Below are 15,877 nucleotides of genomic sequence, written 5' to 3'. Positions count from 1 at the left end.
GCTGTTTCAGCGCTCAGGTGTAAAGCGAGGGCACACCCATCTGCGCGTGAATGTCGTTGACCTCGGCTGGTTTCATGCCAAAGCCCTGTGCAAGCTTGTGCAGATACTGCGCCTCCTGCTGTGTATCCAGATCAATGCCCAAGAGCGACATGGCATAAACCTGCCCGCCCATGCCTTCTGGCGTTTCCTTCACCAGTGCGTCCACATCGACAGGAGCCTGCAATTGCGCCTGAACAAATGCGGCTTCTTCCGCATCGACGTCGCCAAGATGCTGCAGCAGCTTTTCTTTTTCGGCCTCATCAAAAGTGCCGTCCGATTTGGCAGCCTGAATCATCGCGGCCAGCATCAGACCCGCAGCGGCTTCTTGCTCCTGCGAAGGTTCGATCGCCGGCTCAGGCGTAGAATCGAATTGCGAGTTCAGCACTGCGCCAAAGTCGTGGTCATTGGTCGCCGGGCGCTTGTTCACTGCCGCTGACGCTCCGCCCAAAAGACCACCGGCTCCCGCAGCTCCTGCCAGACCGCCCAAAAGGCCACCCAATCCACCGCTCGATGCGCCGCTGCTACCACCCAGTTGGTTCAGCAGACCACCCAGACCACCGGACATGCCGCCGCCAGCCGAACTGCCACCTGACCCACCAAGCAAACCGCCCAGCATGCCTTCAAGACCGCCGCCTTTGGACGCTCCGCTGCCGCCGCCAGTCAGACCGCCCAGCAAGCCACCCAAACCACCGCCCGCACCAGCGCTGGAGGTGTTGTCGGATTTGCGCATCATGGCGCTGGCCCCTTTGGCCACGGCCACACCCACGGCCACTTTGGCCAATGTTTTCATCAAACTCATGTCGTATCCTTTCGGTGAATCGTTAGATTCAATGTGACAGGTTTCCCCGCAAGAACGAGGGGAATTTCCAGCGCGCCGAACCATGAGCGGTTAAATTCGCATTGACAGGACCGGATGCCTGCGCGTTTGTGAGGCGTGGAACGCAAGGATCATATGGACCTCTTCGGCGCTCTGGCGCTGATCGCCTTTGCGTTGCATCTGGCGTTCAATCAGGTGGTGATCAAGGTTGCCTCGGGCGGGTTCGCCCCGGTGTTTCAAGCTGGGTTGCGCTCTGCCGGGGCGGTCATTGTGCTGTTGATCTGGATGCGCCTGCGCGGGGTCAGCTTTCAGGTGCCGCGCAATGCATGGGTCGGTGGAATACTGGCGGGCCTGTTCTTCAGCCTTGAATTCATGTGCCTATTTATCGCGCTCGACATTACGACAGTCAGCCGCGCCTCGGTCATTTTCTACACGATGCCTGTTTGGCTGTCACTCATCGCCCATCAGTTTTTCCCGGGAGAGCGCTTGACCCGGCGCAAGGTTGTCGGGTTGGTGCTTGCGGTGACAGGTGTGGCCATTGCACTGGCAGATCGAAGCAGCGGACAGGCCAGCTGGACGGGAGACTTGCTCGCGCTGACATCGGCCCTGTGCTGGGCGGGGATTGTGGTTTGCGTCCGGCTCACACCATTGTCCGATGTCCCCCCGGCGCAGCAATTGATGTTTCAGGTGCTGGTATCCGCGCCCATATTATTGGTGCTGGCCCCTTTCATGGGGCCGCTTTTCCGCGAGGTCGAGCCGATCCATATCGCGGCGCTGCTGTTCCAGATTGTTGCCATCGCCAGCCTTGGCTTTCTTGTCTGGTTCTGGCTGATGTCGATCTACCCGTCTTCTTCGGTGGCTTCGTTCAGCTTTCTGTCCCCGGTGTTCTCGGTCATCTTTGGCTGGGTGCTGCTGTCCGAAGACGTCGCCCCCTCGGTCTGGGGCGCGCTGGTTCTGGTGGCAAGCGGGATCTACCTGATCAACCGCAAACCGCCCGTGCGCGTGATCGCCTGAAGCCTAGGTGCCGCAGAAGGTTGCTGGCACAATTTCCTGATGGGTGGGCGGTCGGGTCAAGTCAGAGCCCGTGTCTTCAAAAGGATTGGCCAGCGCCGTGTTCAACCGCTCAAAAAGTGCCATGTCACCCGAGACTGCGGCTTCGATCATCTGTTCAATCCGGTGGTTGCGCGGAATAACGGCAGGGTTTGCAGTTTGCATAACGGCTTCGGGATTCGCTTCTTGGCTCACACGGTTTTTCCAGCTTTCATCCCAAGCATCATAGGCTTCCCGATTTGCAAACTGATCTCGCGCTGATCCTTTGCAAAGTGCTCGAAACGTATTTGCAAAGTCAGCCCCATCCGTTTGCATAAGCGCGAGCAGCTCTTCGATCAACGCAGTGTCGTCCTTAGATGGATCAGCAATGCCAATCTTGGCCGCGAAGCGCTTTAGCCAACCGTCTTCCAGCATTTGCGGCATGGCGTGTACGATTTCGGTCGCTTCCTCGGCCGCTGCGTCACGATCTTCCAGCTGCTGAATGAGGCTGGTGGCAAGCTGTGCCATATTCCAAACGGCGATTCCCGGCTGCGCCCCGAAAGCATAGCGGCCCTGTTGATCTATCGAACTGAACACCTGATTCTGGTTGAAGGCATCCATAAATGCGCAGGGTCCATAGTCGATGGTCTCGCCAGAGATCGCACAATTGTCTGTGTTCATCACGCCATGGATGAACCCGACGGCCATCCAGCGCGTCACCAGATCGGCTTGCGCGGCGCAGACTTTGCGCAGCAGGTCCATCGGGCCTTCAGCATCCGGATAATGGCGTTCAATGGCGTATTTGGTGAGTGTTTTGAGGTTCTCGGTTTCGCCGCGGTGGGCAAAGACTTGAAAAGTACCCACGCGCAAATGGCTTTGTGCGACGCGGGTCAGGATCGCGCCCGGTAATGCACCTTGTTCGCGCCAGATCGGCTCGCCCGTTGAAACGGCAGCCAGCGCCCGGGTGGTCGGGATGCCAAGCGCATGCATGGCCTCGGACACCACATATTCGCGCAGCACCGGACCCAGCCACGCACGGCCATCGCCCATACGGGAATAGGGCGTCGGGCCGGAACCTTTCAGCTGGATATCACGTCGGATACCATCGCGGCCAACGACCTCACCAAGCAGAAGTGCACGGCCATCGCCCAATTGCGGGTTATAGTTCCCGAACTGGTGGCCGGCATAGAGTTGGGCGATGGGCTCGGCAGATTGGGGTATTTTGTTACCCCCAAATACTTGCACGGCTTCAGTCAAATCACCTGCTTCAATCCCTAACAACTCTGCCAGATCCTCGTTGTATGCCAAGAGCTTGGGGTCTTTAACGGAGGTGGGCTCCAGCCGGGTGTAGAAGCTGTCGGGCAAAGCGGCGTATGTGTTATCGAAGGGGATATGCATCTGGGTCAAAGCCTGCGTGACATAAAGATATTGTTTTCGCGCGCGGCAAATCCGGCGCGGGAATAGAGCTTGCGAGCAGCGGTATTCTCGCGGTCTACTTCAAGGTGGACAGCCCGTAATCCACCCTCGGCTAAAGCGCGCGGCAAGGCGATCAACGCTTCAGTTGCAATGCCACGTCCGCGTACACCCGGACGGACGTAGAGTTCATCAATGATGGCATCAAGACCACCAAATTCGACGGACCAGCCAAAGCAGATCGCCATATATCCGATGGGTGCCCGGGGCGGTCCGATCAGGTAGATGGCCCCGTAGGGCGAGCCTTCGAGCAGGGGCGCGATCCCGGCGTAGCGGGCCTCATCGGTCGAGGTGATGCCGGCTTCTGCATGAAAAGCCTCGCAAAGGCTACAGACGCGGTCCAGATGCTCGGGTTTGCCGAGGGTTAGAGCAGCGCTCATAACCGAACCAACCGTTCGGTAAGCAAGTCAAAGAATCCGTCCGCGTCGATGTCACCCATGAAAGTCGCGTTGGGTTCGCGCCCTGATACGCGCCACCAGTCGGCAACGGTCATTCCCATGGTCAGTTCAGATTGGGTTTCAATCTCCACGTTGATGTGGCGGCCCGTGAACAGATCGGGATTTATCAGATAGGCAGTGACGCAAGGATCATGCAGCGGCGCACCTTCGGAGCCATATTTTTCTTTGTCAAAGCGTTCGAAGAAATCGGTCATCTGTGCAACGGCGATTCCAACGGGCGTACCAAGATCCCGAAAGGCGTCGTTGCGGGATTTGGTCACCAGCGCCTTGTGCGTAACATCCAGCGGCATGACCACAATAGGAGCGCCTGATCTGAATACAATATCAGCAGCTTGTGGGTCGACATAAATGTTGAATTCGGCAGCGGGCGTGATGTTGCCACCTTCGAAATAGCCGCCTCCCATCAGCACGATCTTTGCAACACGCGGCACAATATCGGGGGCTTTCTCGAACGCCGTCGCGATGTTTGTAAGCGGTCCGAGCGGGCAAAGGGTGACCGTGCCGGGAGCATATTCGCGCAGCTGTTCGATAATGAAATCAACGGCATGGCCATCCTGCAGGGACATCGTAGGTTCGGGCAGGTCGGGGCCATCGAGGCCGGTTTTGCCGTGCACATGCTCTGCAGTAACCAGATCACGACCCAAAGGGCGGTCGCAGCCGGCATAGATCTTTACATCAGTTTCGCCCGCTAACTCGCAGACAATGCGGGCATTTCGCGTTGTCAGATCCAGCGGGACGTTGCCCGCGACGCAGGTTATTCCCAGCAGATCAATCTCTGCAGGGCTGGCCAACGCCAGCAGGATCGCCACCGCGTCGTCCTGTCCGGGGTCCGTGTCGATGATGATCTTTTTGGGCTGCATGGGTTTTCCTCTTTGCCTGTCAGATAGGCCATGATGGGGGCGAACAAAAGGGTGCGCTCAGTTTGCGTCGGCAGGGCCACGCTCATCCGCTTTGACTGCATCCCACAGGGCGTCCATCTCGGCCAGATCGCTGTCGGTTGGTGTTTTGCCCATAGCTGCGAGGCGGGTTTCGACCCCGCTGAACCGCCGGATGAACTTGGCGTTGGCGCGGCGCAGTGCCGCTTCGGGGTCAAGGCCAAGGTGACGGCCCAGATTGGCCATCACGAACATCAGGTCGCCGAATTCCTCTTCGACCTCCGTTTGGGTGAGCGTGTCGCGGGCTTCGACCAGTTCGGCGGCTTCTTCGGTGATTTTGGCGATCACATCCCCGGTGTCGGGCCAGTCAAACCCTACACGGGCCGCGCGTTTTTGCAGCTTATAAGCACGCAGGAGTGCGGGGAGGCCCACCGCAACACCTTCTAGCGTGCCTTGTTGGGCCTTGCCTGCACGTTCTTGCGCCTTGATCGCCTCCCAGTCGGCGGTCTGCTGTTCGGCAGATTTGTCGCGGCTCTCGTCGCCAAAGACATGGGGGTGGCGTGCAACCATCTTGTTGGAAATGTTCCGTACCACGGACTGAAAATCAAAGTGCCCGACCTCTTGCCCCATGGCGGCGTGATAGACAGTCTGGAGCAGTAAATCACCCAGCTCGCCTTCCAACTCGGGCCAGTCCTGCCGTTCAATGGCATCGGCGACTTCGTAAGCTTCTTCAATGGTATAGGGCGCGATGCTGGCAAAATCCTGTTCGATATCCCAAGGGCATCCCGTGTCCGGATCACGCAAGCGGCGCATGATTTCAAGCAGGCGCTTAATGCCCGCGTCTTGGTCGTGTATCAGCGTGTCAGCCATTGCAGCCCGGTCCTGTCTGGTGTCAGATGCACCCTGATTTAGCCCGCAACAGGAGTCCACCCCATGCCCGTCGTCAACCGCATTGCCGATTTCAGCGCTGATATGACAGCGTGGCGGCAGCATCTGCACACGATCCCTGAATTGGGGTTGGAATGTCACCAGACGGCAGCATTTGTCGCCGAACGCTTGCGCGAATTCGGTGTGGATGAATTGCACGAGGGGATCGCCAAGACGGGCATCGTGGCGATCATCAACGGACAAGGTGCGGGGCCCACGATGGGGTTGCGGGCGGATATGGATGCACTGCCGATCACCGAGGAAACGGGTGTGGCCTATGCCAGCACGCATCCGGGCAAGATGCACGCTTGCGGCCATGACGGACATACCGCGATGCTGCTGGGTGCTGCGAAATATCTGGCCGAGACACGGAATTTCAAAGGCCGTGTGGCGCTGCTGTTCCAACCTGCCGAGGAAGCTGGCGGCGGCGGTGAGGTGATGGTGCAGGAAGGCGTAATGGAGCGGTTCGACATCGATCAGGTCTATGCCATCCACAATGCGCCCGGCCTTGATTTCGGGCGGTTTCATACGACGCCGGGGCCGATTATGGCTGCGGCAGATACCTTCACGATCAACCTGACGGGCAAGGGCGGGCACGGCGCACGCCCTCATGAATGCGTTGATCCGGTGGTGGCGGCCTGCGCGATTGTGCAATCCTTGCAAACGATTGTCAGCCGCAACACCGATCCTGCCGCGCAGCTTGTGATCTCGACCACGCAAATCCATACAGGCACGACCGACAACGTCATCCCGGAAGAGGTCTATATCAACGGGACCGTGCGTACCTTTGACAAGGAGGTGCAGGCCATGGTCGTGCGCCGGATGCAAGCCATCGTCGATGGCCATGCGGCGAGCTATGATCTTCAGGCGGACCTTGATTTCGAGTTTGGCTATCCGCCAACGGTGAACGATGCCGCAAAGACGGATTTCGCGGCCGAGGTGGCGGGCGAAGTCGCGGGGGAGGCGGGGGTGGAGACGGCTTTCGCGCCTGTGATGGGGGCCGAGGATTTTTCTTATATGCTGGAGGCGCGGCCCGGAGCCTATCTAATGTTGGGGCAGGGTGACGGCGCAGGCGTGCACCATCCGCTTTATAACTTCAACGACGAGATTGCCCCGATTGGTGCGTCGTTCTTTGCGCGGCTTGTCGAGCGGGCGCAGCCTGTGACGGGGGCATGATCCCATGGCGCTAGAGGATGCAGCAAGCCAGGTGGATCAGGCCTTTACGCGTGATGATCTGAAAGGGCAGAGTTTCGAGAATGCCTTTGGCGGCGCGACGTCGTTTTTGCGGCGGAAGTATACCAAAGACCTGACCGGCGTGGACATCGCCGTGACCGGTGTACCCTTTGACCAAGCCGTGACCAATCGCACCGGCACACGGCTGGGGCCGCGGGCGATCCGCGAGGCAAGCACTTTGCAACCCTATGATCCGCCCTATGGCTGGGACTTTGATGTGCTGAGCGAATTTGCCATCGCTGACTATGGCGATCTGGCCTTTGATTATGGGCATGTGGCCAAATTTCCGGCCGCGCTGACGGCGCATATCAAGGGGATACTGGACGCGGGTGCGGCATCGGTCGTGCTGGGCGGCGATCATTACATCAGCTTTCCGATCCTGAAGGCCTATGCCGAAAAATACGGTCCGATCAGTCTGTTACAGTTCGATGCTCATTCCGATACATGGCCCGATGATGATATGGAGCGGATCGATCATGGGACGATGTTCTACAAGGCTGTGAAATCGGGCATCGTTGATCCGGCCACCTCGGTACAGGTGGGGATCAGGACAACGAACCCCGATACCCTAGGCGTGACAACGATTGATGCGCGTGAGGTGCATGAGGCCGGACCACAGGCGGCGGTGGCCAAGATCAAACAGGTGTTGGGCGACCGGCCTTGCTATCTGACCTGGGACATTGATGCGCTTGATCCTGCCTTTGCTCCCGGCACGGGCACGCCGGTCTGGGGTGGTCTGACCTCCGCACAGGCCGCGATCATGCTGCGTGATCTGGCGGGGATCAACATCGTCGGCGGTGATGTGGTCGAGGTTTCGCCGCCGTTTGACACCAGTGGTGCCACTGCGATTGCCGGCGCGCATATCGCGACGGAAATCCTATGCCTGTTGGGCCACCGGATGAGGACTACATGAATACCAAGAACCAACCGATCAGTGGCAATGATCTGGCCCGTTTCTCCGGGCCGAACACCTTCATGCGGCTGCCTTCGGTCAATGACCTGAAGGGGCTCGACGTAGCGGTGCTGGGCATCCCGCTGGACATCGGGACAAGCTGGCGGTCCGGCACACGGTTCGGCCCAAAGGAAGTGCGGGCGGAGTCAGCCATGCTGCGGCCCTATAACCTTGGCACAGGGGCGGCACCTTTTGACAGTCTGCAGGTCGCGGACATCGGCGATCTGGCGATCAATACGTTCTCTCTCAGCGATAGTTTGCGCATTATAGCAGAGAGTTACGACATGATCCTCACGTCGGATGCGATGCCGCTGGCGATTGGCGGGGATCATTCGATCACCTTGCCGATCCTGCGGGCGATGGCCAAACGGCACGGCCCGATGGCGCTTGTTCATGTGGATGCCCATGCGGATGTGAACGACGAGATGTTCGGCGAACGCGAGGCGCATGGCACCGTGTTCCGCCGCGCCTATGAGGAAGAACTGATCCAGCCGGCCAAGACCTATCAGATCGGGCTGCGCGGTACCGGCTATTCGTCAGAGGACTTCAGTGAAGCGGCGGGCTGGGGCTTTCAGCAGTTTTTGGCGCAGGAGCTTTGGGGGCGCAGCCTGTCGACGCTGGGCGCCGAAATCCGCCGCGATATCGGGGATGCGCCTGTATATATCACCTTCGATATCGATAGCCTTGACCCGGCCTATGCGCCCGGCACCGGCACGCCGGAAATTGGCGGGCTGACCACCCCACAGGCGCTTGAGCTGATCCGTGCATTCAAAGGCCTCAACATCGTAGGCGGTGATCTGGTCGAGGTTTCCCCACCCTATGACACCAGTGGCAATACTGCGCTGACGGGGGCGAATATCCTGTATGAGATGTTGTGCGTCCTGCCGGGTGTGGCATATCGCTGAGGTCAAAGTGCCTGAGATATGAAATGAGGGAGCATGTTGCGGATGTTGTTGTGGCTGATTGTGATCGTGGTGGTGGCAGGTATGGCCTATGTCCGCCTTGCCCCAAGTGACCCGGCGCAATGGAACACGCGTGCAGAGCCGGTGGGCACCGGCACGCGGACACGGCCCAACGGCTATATCTGGCGGGATGAAATTGAGGGCGATGCCACCGCCAAGTTGCAAGCCCTGGCCGATGTAGCAGAGGCCGCACCGCGCACTTCTCTTTTGGCAGGATCGGTACAGGAGCAACAACTGACCTTTGTAACGCGCTCTGCGTTCTTCGGATTTCCCGACTACACGACAATGGGCATCTATCAGACAGCCGAGGGCGAAACCTACCTTGAGGTCTATGGCCGCGCGCGGTTTGGCTCTTCAGATCTTGGGGTAAACACCCAGCGGATCAAGCGTTGGCTGGGGAGCGTCGAGGGAGGATGACAGGCAGCCCTTCTGGACCTCGCGCCACATTGGCACGTTCAGCGACATCTGGCATTGCGCCATAAACATCCGCCCGTCCACGTTCAGGCATATCGTCTCGCCCAACTCGATCCGGTTGTGATTACGGTCGGTGCAATAGCAGTCAACCGTCTTGCCGCCCGGATAGGTTTGATCGGCGGCGGCGGGCAGGGCCAACAGGCTGGCCAGTAAAACAGCGTGTTTCATGACGACACCATAGCATGCAGCGGCCCTTGACCAAAGCCTTTCTATCGGCGACAGGGTGGGCATGATACCAATGGACCGCCTTGAGCAGATTTCGCAGCGATTTCAGTTTCTGGAAGCGTCGATGTCTGCTGGTTCGGATGGGGCTGACTTTGCGGCCCTGGCCAAGGAATACGCAGACCTCAAGCCTGTCGTGGATCAGATCACACTTTATAAACAATTGGTCTCTGGTGTGGCCGAGGCCGAAGCCATGCTAACCGATCCCGAGATGGCCGAACTGGCCCGCGAGGAACTGCCAACGCTCAAAGCGGAGCTGCCCAAGGTCGAGGCCGCTTTGCAGATCTCCCTTTTGCCGCGTGATGCGGCGGATGCCAAACCCGCCATGCTGGAAATTCGCCCCGGCACCGGCGGAGATGAGGCAGCACTTTTTGCCGCCGATCTTTTGCGCATGTACCAACGCTACGCCGAGGCGCGGGGCTGGGGCTTTGACCTGATCGAAGAGCAGATGACCGAATTGGGCGGCGTCAAGGAAGTCGTGGCGCATATCACTGGCCAGAATGTCTTTGCCCGGTTGAAGTACGAAAGCGGTGTGCACCGGGTGCAGCGCGTGCCCAGTACGGAATCGGGAGGGCGCATTCACACCTCCGCCGCGACGGTGGCTGTGCTGCCAGAGGCCGAGAATGTGGACATCGAGATCAACCAGAATGATCTGCGCATCGACACGATGCGGTCCTCGGGGGCAGGTGGTCAGCATGTCAACACCACTGATTCTGCTGTGCGCATCACGCATTTACCCACCGGCATCGTGGTGACAAGCTCCGAGAAATCCCAGCACCGCAACCGCGACAAGGCCATGCAGGTGCTTAAGGCGCGGCTTTATGACATGGAACGCTCGCGCATTGATGGCGAACGCTCTGCCGATCGGGCATCGCAGGTGGGGTCGGGCGACCGGTCGGAGCGGATTCGCACCTATAACTTCCCGCAGGGGCGTATGACGGATCACCGGATCAACCTGGCGCTCTATCGTCTTGATGCGATCATGCAGGGCGATCTGGACGAGATCGTAGATGCGCTGACTGCCGATGCGCAGGCGCAGCAGATGGCGGCGATGAACCTGTGAGCACGGCAGCGCAAGCCATGGCCGCTGCCGCATCACGTCTGAGGGCTGCGGGTGTGCCGGACCCGGCACGCGATGCGCGGCTCTTGCTGGCCCATGCGGCGTCGGTCGATGCCGCGCGGGTCACGCTGATCGCGCCCGAAGAAATTGCACCCGAGATTGCCGAGCGTTTTGATCATCTTGTCGCACTCAGGGCCGTGCGGGTCCCGGTCTCGCATCTCGTGGGTAGCCGCGCTTTCTATGGCCGTGATTTCAAGATCAGCCGCGAGGTGCTGGACCCGCGTCCTGAAACCGAAACGCTGATCGATCTGGCTTTGAGCGCGCCTTTCGACAGGGTGCTGGATCTTGGTGTCGGTTCGGGCTGCATCCTTGTGACCTTGCTGGCCGAGCGCGAAGCGGCGCTCGGTGTGGGCGTTGATCTGTCCGAAGGGGCGTGTTTGCAGGCCAGCGCCAATGCCGTGTTGCATGGTGTGGCAGGGCGGGCCGAAATCCACCAGTCCGACTGGTTCAACCGGGTCGAGGGGCGCTTTGATCTGATCGTCGCGAACCCGCCCTATCTGGCCGCCACAGAGATGGCTGATGTCGCACCTGAACTGCGCGACCATGAACCCAAGATGGCCCTGACCGACGGGCTGGACGGGTTGTCGGCCTACCGCATCATCGCGTCGCAGGCGCAGGGGTATCTGAGCGCTGAAGGTCGTGTGTTGGTCGAAATCGGCTGGCAACAGGGCGAGGCCGTGTGCGATATCTTCCGCGCCGCAGGCTGGGCTGGAATCGACCTTGCACAAGACCTTGACGGACGTGCGCGTGTGGTTTGCGCCGCGCAACCTGCGTAATTTGGCCAGTTTCCAACAATTATTGCGGTTTTAGACTTGCTCAACCGGCTTGCCCGTGCTTATTCAGGGGTGTTGCAGCGGTGGATGTCTTTGACGGTCCCGCGCGGCGTTATGCCCAACAATTGATAAACGATTGATTAACCGATGCTGCCCGCGCTTTGCGCATATCGGTTCCAACATGCAAAACAGCACCAAAGGCTGATATCCCCTCATGAAATCTACGAGATCCCGGTCCCGGTCGAAGAATAATCGTAACCGCAACCAACAAAACAGCGGTGGTAATGTCGTCAACCGCGTGTTCGACAGCTCCGGCCCCGAGGGCAAGGTGCGTGGGACGCCGAGTCAGGTGATCGAAAAGTACAACCAACTTGCCCGGGATGCACAACTGAGCAATGACCGCGTTGCGGCGGAAAACTTTCAGCAGCATGCAGAGCATTATCTGCGGATGTTGTCAGAAGCGCAGCGCGAACAGGACCAGCGCCGCGAGGAACAAGAGCGCGTGAACCGTGAACGTCAGGCCGAGCGCGATCGCGAACGGGCCGAGCGTCAGGAACGCGAAGGCAACAACCAAGGCGGCAACCAGCAAAACAACAACGATCAGAACGATGGCAACCAAAAGCGGTCCAACCAGAGCGGCAACGCCGATGGGGGGCAGCAGCCTGCGTCTGATCCCGCAGAAACCACGCTGCCCGACTTTATCGCAGAGCCTGCGCAGCAAGAGGCGGACAGCGGGTTGGTTGAGACACCGGAAAGCAAACCGAAGCCCAAGCGTGCGCCCCGCCGCAAGCCAAAGCCCAAGCCCGAGGCGGAGAGCAGCGACGCGGCTGGTAAAAACAATGGGGATCAGCCGGAAGCGGCTGAATAAACCAGCGTAAGCACCTGTTATTTAGAGAGAATTGGCGTCACTCGATCGGGAGTGGCACCAGCGACCCCGCCGTACGCTGTACATATCTGATCCGGCCAGTCTCTTTCAGCACCTGTTTTCGCGGCACCCAAACATAGCGGGGGTCATCAGGTACTTTTGACCAGAACAACCTGCCGCCATCACGCCAGGGATCCACAACAATACCAGCCTGCATCGGCGCGCCTTTGGGCGTGATCACAGTAGTACTGTGTTCGATAAAGAAACGTCTGTCAGAGTTTGCAATAGCCCGCGCGGTTTGCAACGTCGCAAAACCCTCCGCATCCAGCAAAGCCTGTAGGTCTTCGGCCCAGTGGTAACACAGCCCGCGTGGCCGTGTGCCGGCGTTCACTTTTGCATTATGCACCAGCGGCGGGTCGGTGATGCCATAGGCCCGTGAAAGGTCGAAACTGGCGCGATAGGCGACCTGAGCCGCACGGGCGGCCTCTGCGGGGTCGATGTTGGGTGAAAGGCCTCGTATTTCGGCGGCCAGGGCTGCTACATCCCGCGGGTCGCCGGGCGGCGGCGGGCGAACGCCACAGGCGGTCAATGCCAACAGACCAAGCAGTAGAACGGCCGTCCGTATCATCCCTTCGCGACTTCCCGTGCCAAGGCACAGAACCCTTCAAGTGGCACTTGCTCTGCGCGGTCAGTGGGTTTGATCCCGGCAGCGATCAGGCGGTCTTCGATATTCGGGGCAACGCCCTTCAGCGAGGCCCGCAGCATCTTGCGCCGCTGGTTGAAGCCCGCGGCGACCACGCGGTTCAACACGGCAGCATCCGCCGGAAAGCGCGGTTCGGGCAGGGCGGTCAGATGGACAACAGCAGAGGAAACCTTGGGCGGCGGGGTGAAAGCCTCGGGCGGCAGATGCAAGACGATCCGTGCATCAGCCCGCCACTGCGCCAACAGCGCCAACCGCCCATAAGCCTTGGAACCCGGTTGCGCCACGATGCGCTCAGCCACCTCGCGCTGGAACATCAGCGTCAGGCTTTCCCAAAAAGGCGGCCAATCCCGCGGCGTCAGCCAGCGCACCAGCAATTCGGTGCCGACATTGTACGGCAGGTTTGCGGCCACACGGATGGGAGGCGTGAGATGCGCCAGCGGATCAACCTCAAGCGCGTCGCCTTCGACCACTGTCAACTGGCCGGGATAGGCCACCGCAATTTCGGCCAACGCAGGCAAGCAGCGGGGGTCTTTTTCAATCGCCAACACATGCCGCGCCCCTTCGGACAGCAATCCGCGCGTCAGCCCGCCGGGGCCGGGGCCGATCTCAAGCACATCGCAGCCGCTCAGATCACCGGCTTGGCGGGCAATCTTGGCTGTCAGGTTCAAGTCCAGCAGAAAGTTCTGGCCCAATGATTTGCGCGCGGACAGTTCATGAGACGCAATGACGTCACGCAGGGGCGGCAGGCTGTCGATGGCGCTCACGCGGCGCTGGCCATCTGATGGGCCATGCGGATCGCGCAGATCATGCTGGTGGGATTGGCGAGACCCTTGCCGGCGATGTCAAAGGCAGTGCCGTGATCGGGCGAGGTGCGGATGAAAGGCAAGCCCAGCGTGACGTTCACGCCCTGATCGAAATCCAGCGTCTTGATCGGGATCAGCGCCTGATCGTGGTACATCGCCACCGCCGCGTCATAGCGGGTGCGGGCGGCGGCGTGGAACATCGTATCGGCGGGCAGGGGGCCGGTCAGGTCATATCCCTCCTCGCGCATGCTCTCAATCAACGGGGTCATCCAAGCGAGTTCCTGCAGACCCATCGTACCGCCTTCGCCCGCGTGAGGGTTCAGGCCCGCAATAGCCAGACGGGGCGCGGCGATGCCAAAGCGGTCGCGCAGGCCCGCATGGGTGATCTCGATCACCCGGCGCAGGCTGTCAGGCGTCAGTTGCAGCGGCACTTGGTCCAGCGCGATATGGATCGTGGCAGGCACCACGCGCAGCTGGTCAGAGGCAAGCATCATCACCACATCATCCACGCCGCCCAAGGCGGCAAGGTACTCTGTATGTCCGGGATAGGCGAAATCGGCACCCTCTTTCAGCGCTTTCTTGTGGATGGGTGCCGTGCAGAGCGCAGATGCCGCACCGTCGCGCACAAGTGACACCCCAAGGGCGATCATATCGATCACATGCGCGGCATGGGCAGGGTCGGGGACGCCTGCAACGGCGGTAGAGCCAAAATCGCGCGCAATGACCGGCAGGACATCCGGGCTCAGATCTGCGGCCTCTTGCGGTTTTGAAATCACCTGATGCGCGAAGCCTTCCGGCAGGTGGTGCGGATCACCCAGCCAGACCATCGGCACTTCGCCCGCAAGGGCGGCCCAAGCGCGGGCTGCGACTTCGGGGCCGATCCCGGCAGGTTCACCGCAGGATATAACGACCGGAACGGTTGGTGGCTTCATGGCCGCGAGATACGGGCGTTCGCACGCAACTCGGCCATCAGCACATCGGCATAGCCTTGCAGTTTGCGCTGGCGCAGGGCGGTGATGACCTGCTCGCGGCTCGCAGTTGCATTGGCCTCGGCGGTGCGTTTGCACAGCATCAGGAACACCAGCGTTTGACCGTCCGCACGGGTCAGTGCGGTCGACACCTCACCCGGATCTAGCTTGGCCAGTTCGATGGCAAAGTCCTGGCTGATTTCGCCGGGCGCTTGGGTGGCACGGTCCAGCACCTCTTCGGGCTGGCCTTTCGCCACGCCGTATAGGTCGTCACAGGTATCGACTTGGGTGCGCAGCTTGGCCGCTTGGGCCAGTGTTTCGGGGCTGCGGCCTCCCGCCATGTAATAGGCGGCATATTCGATCCTGGAATAGACCTGCGCAGGAACGCCGGTTTCTTCGATCCCGCGCAGTTGGAACAGGGCAACCGCATTGGTGATGGGCAATGGCGCTGTCACGTCACCGGGGCCAAGCGCCAGCAGAATGGGCTTCAAGGCGGGCGGCAGCTTTTCCAGCGGTGTCCAAGGCATGCGCCCGCCGCGACCGCGCGACGCGGTGGCGGAGTACTGGCTGGCAAAGCGCGAAAACTCTGCCTCGGTCTGGGACTGGGCGATGCGTTCGGCAAGTGCTGCCACACGGGCGGCGTTTTGCGGCGGCGCGGGGATGATGATCTCGGACAGAAGGACACGGATGCCGTCGCCGTTCGAGCGTGTGTTGCCAAGCGCGCGATCAATCTCGTCTTCTGAGATGTCCACACGGCTGAGGTAACGCGCACGGATCAGTTCGCGCCAGCTGAGCGAGTTTGATACAAAGTCGTTCAGCGTTTCCTCATCGACGCCGGCACGCCCCAGAGCGGTGATGAATTCCTCGCGGCTCAGGTTGGCGCGGGCGGCGAATTCGGTCACCCCTTCAGCCAGTCCTTCAGGGGTCAGCACAAGGCCCGCAGCGGCGACAACCCGTGCGCGCAGGCGGTCGTCTATCAGGCTTTGCAGCGCGCTGTCGCGGTCGGTGCCCGGTGCGTTCAAGAGCTGCAAAAAGCGTTGGCGCTGCTGTACTTCGAATTCGGTGACAACCGCATTATCGACCCTTGCTGCCGGGGCAAAAAGATTCTGAGCCAGCGTCGCAGTGCCGCCAAAGGCAAGCACACCGGCCAGCGCGAGACCGCGAAACTGAGTAAAAAACGTCAT

18 protein-coding genes are annotated in these 15,877 nt (G+C 60.3%); 8 read left to right on the top strand and 10 right to left on the bottom strand.

The annotated features are described in order from the left end of the window. Positions 1-13 precede the first annotated feature (13 nt). Positions 14-838, bottom strand: coding sequence for a DUF533 domain-containing protein (locus tag Z945_RS0116295; RefSeq protein WP_025053162.1), 825 nt, complete (start codon positions 836-838; stop codon positions 14-16). 135 nt (positions 839-973) lie between these two features. Here Z945_RS0116295 and Z945_RS0116290 point away from each other — a divergent pair, with 135 nt between their 5' ends. Continuing rightward, a complete protein-coding gene (locus Z945_RS0116290) occupies positions 974-1,870 on the top strand; it encodes a DMT family transporter (protein WP_025053161.1) in 897 nt (298 codons plus the stop codon). A 3-nt stretch (positions 1,871-1,873) separates the two neighbouring features. Here Z945_RS0116290 and Z945_RS0116285 read toward each other — a convergent pair whose 3' ends face one another. The 4 genes from Z945_RS0116285 to mazG are packed head-to-tail and all read right to left on the bottom strand — an operon-like array spanning position 1,874 to position 5,561. After that, positions 1,874-3,283 (bottom strand): protein adenylyltransferase SelO, encoded by a 1,410-nt coding sequence (locus tag Z945_RS0116285; protein ID WP_025053160.1) that lies wholly within the window; start codon positions 3,281-3,283, stop codon positions 1,874-1,876. A 5-nt stretch (positions 3,284-3,288) separates the two neighbouring features. Beyond that, on the bottom strand, positions 3,289-3,738 hold the full coding sequence (locus Z945_RS0116280; protein ID WP_025053159.1) for a GNAT family N-acetyltransferase: 450 nt from the start codon (positions 3,736-3,738) through the stop codon (positions 3,289-3,291). Then, positions 3,735-4,676 (bottom strand): nucleoside hydrolase, encoded by a 942-nt coding sequence (locus tag Z945_RS0116275; protein WP_025053158.1) that lies wholly within the window; start codon positions 4,674-4,676, stop codon positions 3,735-3,737. The genes Z945_RS0116280 and Z945_RS0116275 overlap by 4 nt, the downstream gene beginning before the upstream one ends. A 57-nt stretch (positions 4,677-4,733) precedes the next feature. Then, entirely contained in the window at positions 4,734-5,561 is an 828-nt protein-coding gene (mazG, locus tag Z945_RS0116270) for a nucleoside triphosphate pyrophosphohydrolase (protein ID WP_025053157.1), read from the bottom strand. 63 nt (positions 5,562-5,624) lie between these two features. Between mazG and Z945_RS0116265 the strand changes: the two genes are divergently transcribed. From Z945_RS0116265 to Z945_RS0116250, 4 genes are read left to right on the top strand one after another with little or no spacing between them, the layout of a single operon-like run. Then, entirely contained in the window at positions 5,625-6,794 is a 1,170-nt protein-coding gene (locus tag Z945_RS0116265) for a M20 aminoacylase family protein (RefSeq protein WP_025053156.1), read from the top strand. 4 nt (positions 6,795-6,798) lie between these two features. After that, positions 6,799-7,764 (top strand): agmatinase, encoded by a 966-nt coding sequence (gene speB, locus Z945_RS0116260; protein WP_025053155.1) that lies wholly within the window; start codon positions 6,799-6,801, stop codon positions 7,762-7,764. Next, complete coding sequence (speB, locus tag Z945_RS0116255; RefSeq protein WP_025053154.1) at positions 7,761-8,708, top strand: agmatinase; 948 nt, start codon at positions 7,761-7,763, stop codon at positions 8,706-8,708. The genes speB (Z945_RS0116260) and speB (Z945_RS0116255) overlap by 4 nt, the downstream gene beginning before the upstream one ends. A gap of 33 nt (positions 8,709-8,741) precedes the next feature. Then, positions 8,742-9,182: a DUF1499 domain-containing protein gene (locus Z945_RS0116250; RefSeq protein WP_037971115.1), complete on the top strand. Its 441-nt coding sequence runs from the start codon at positions 8,742-8,744 to the stop codon at positions 9,180-9,182. Here the strand turns inward: Z945_RS0116250 and Z945_RS20390 are convergent. Then, on the bottom strand, positions 9,120-9,407 hold the full coding sequence (locus Z945_RS20390; protein ID WP_081781017.1) for a hypothetical protein: 288 nt from the start codon (positions 9,405-9,407) through the stop codon (positions 9,120-9,122). The genes Z945_RS0116250 and Z945_RS20390 overlap by 63 nt on opposite strands. 61 nt (positions 9,408-9,468) lie before the next feature. Between Z945_RS20390 and prfA the strand changes: the two genes are divergently transcribed. From prfA to Z945_RS0116235, 3 genes are all read left to right on the top strand, one after another. Then, entirely contained in the window at positions 9,469-10,524 is a 1,056-nt protein-coding gene (prfA, locus tag Z945_RS0116245) for a peptide chain release factor 1 (protein ID WP_025053152.1), read from the top strand. Positions 10,525-10,541: 17 nt separating this feature from the next. After that, on the top strand, positions 10,542-11,357 hold the full coding sequence (gene prmC, locus Z945_RS0116240; RefSeq protein ID WP_025053151.1) for a peptide chain release factor N(5)-glutamine methyltransferase: 816 nt from the start codon (positions 10,542-10,544) through the stop codon (positions 11,355-11,357). Between the two features lie 211 nt (positions 11,358-11,568). Next, positions 11,569-12,222 (top strand): DUF4167 domain-containing protein, encoded by a 654-nt coding sequence (locus Z945_RS0116235; protein ID WP_025053150.1) that lies wholly within the window; start codon positions 11,569-11,571, stop codon positions 12,220-12,222. 37 nt (positions 12,223-12,259) lie between these two features. Here Z945_RS0116235 and Z945_RS0116230 read toward each other — a convergent pair whose 3' ends face one another. From Z945_RS0116230 to Z945_RS0116215, 4 genes are read right to left on the bottom strand one after another with little or no spacing between them, the layout of a single operon-like run. Beyond that, on the bottom strand, positions 12,260-12,847 hold the full coding sequence (locus Z945_RS0116230; RefSeq protein ID WP_025053149.1) for a hypothetical protein: 588 nt from the start codon (positions 12,845-12,847) through the stop codon (positions 12,260-12,262). Continuing rightward, positions 12,844-13,686, bottom strand: coding sequence for a 16S rRNA (adenine(1518)-N(6)/adenine(1519)-N(6))-dimethyltransferase RsmA (rsmA, locus tag Z945_RS0116225; protein WP_025053148.1), 843 nt, complete (start codon positions 13,684-13,686; stop codon positions 12,844-12,846). The genes Z945_RS0116230 and rsmA overlap by 4 nt, the downstream gene beginning before the upstream one ends. Beyond that, positions 13,683-14,657, bottom strand: coding sequence for a 4-hydroxythreonine-4-phosphate dehydrogenase PdxA (gene pdxA / locus Z945_RS0116220; RefSeq protein ID WP_025053147.1), 975 nt, complete (start codon positions 14,655-14,657; stop codon positions 13,683-13,685). The genes rsmA and pdxA overlap by 4 nt, the downstream gene beginning before the upstream one ends. Beyond that, the gene (locus tag Z945_RS0116215; protein WP_081781016.1) at positions 14,654-15,877 is read right to left on the bottom strand and encodes a peptidylprolyl isomerase; all 1,224 of its coding nucleotides are present in this window, start codon (positions 15,875-15,877) and stop codon (positions 14,654-14,656) included. The genes pdxA and Z945_RS0116215 overlap by 4 nt, the downstream gene beginning before the upstream one ends.

Source organism: Sulfitobacter noctilucae, from assembly GCF_000622365.1.
In the GTDB taxonomy this organism is placed as follows: Bacteria; Pseudomonadota; Alphaproteobacteria; order Rhodobacterales; family Rhodobacteraceae; genus Sulfitobacter; species Sulfitobacter noctilucae.
The sequence above is the reverse complement of the archived record's forward strand: the minus strand, read 5'-3'. Positions and strand labels throughout refer to the sequence as shown.

Excerpts from the sequence above, each read along its gene's own strand:
- Z945_RS0116295 (WP_025053162.1), bottom strand. The coding sequence starts at position 838 with ATGAGTTTGATGAAAACATTGGCCAAAGTGGCCGTGGGTGTGGCCGTG.
- Z945_RS0116285 (WP_025053160.1), bottom strand. The coding sequence starts at position 3,283 with ATGCATATCCCCTTCGATAACACATACGCCGCTTTGCCCGACAGCTTC.
- Z945_RS0116280 (WP_025053159.1), bottom strand. The coding sequence starts at position 3,738 with ATGAGCGCTGCTCTAACCCTCGGCAAACCCGAGCATCTGGACCGCGTC.
- Z945_RS0116275 (WP_025053158.1), bottom strand. The coding sequence starts at position 4,676 with ATGCAGCCCAAAAAGATCATCATCGACACGGACCCCGGACAGGACGAC.
- mazG (WP_025053157.1), bottom strand. The coding sequence starts at position 5,561 with ATGGCTGACACGCTGATACACGACCAAGACGCGGGCATTAAGCGCCTG.
- Z945_RS0116265 (WP_025053156.1), top strand. The coding sequence starts at position 5,625 with ATGCCCGTCGTCAACCGCATTGCCGATTTCAGCGCTGATATGACAGCG.
- speB (WP_025053155.1), top strand. The coding sequence starts at position 6,799 with ATGGCGCTAGAGGATGCAGCAAGCCAGGTGGATCAGGCCTTTACGCGT.
- speB (WP_025053154.1), top strand. The coding sequence starts at position 7,761 with ATGAATACCAAGAACCAACCGATCAGTGGCAATGATCTGGCCCGTTTC.
- Z945_RS0116250 (WP_037971115.1), top strand. The coding sequence starts at position 8,742 with ATGTTGCGGATGTTGTTGTGGCTGATTGTGATCGTGGTGGTGGCAGGT.
- Z945_RS20390 (WP_081781017.1), bottom strand. The coding sequence starts at position 9,407 with ATGAAACACGCTGTTTTACTGGCCAGCCTGTTGGCCCTGCCCGCCGCC.
- prfA (WP_025053152.1), top strand. The coding sequence starts at position 9,469 with ATGATACCAATGGACCGCCTTGAGCAGATTTCGCAGCGATTTCAGTTT.
- prmC (WP_025053151.1), top strand. The coding sequence starts at position 10,542 with ATGGCCGCTGCCGCATCACGTCTGAGGGCTGCGGGTGTGCCGGACCCG.
- Z945_RS0116235 (WP_025053150.1), top strand. The coding sequence starts at position 11,569 with ATGAAATCTACGAGATCCCGGTCCCGGTCGAAGAATAATCGTAACCGC.
- Z945_RS0116230 (WP_025053149.1), bottom strand. The coding sequence starts at position 12,847 with ATGATACGGACGGCCGTTCTACTGCTTGGTCTGTTGGCATTGACCGCC.
- pdxA (WP_025053147.1), bottom strand. The coding sequence starts at position 14,657 with ATGAAGCCACCAACCGTTCCGGTCGTTATATCCTGCGGTGAACCTGCC.
- Z945_RS0116215 (WP_081781016.1), bottom strand. The coding sequence starts at position 15,877 with ATGACGTTTTTTACTCAGTTTCGCGGTCTCGCGCTGGCCGGTGTGCTT.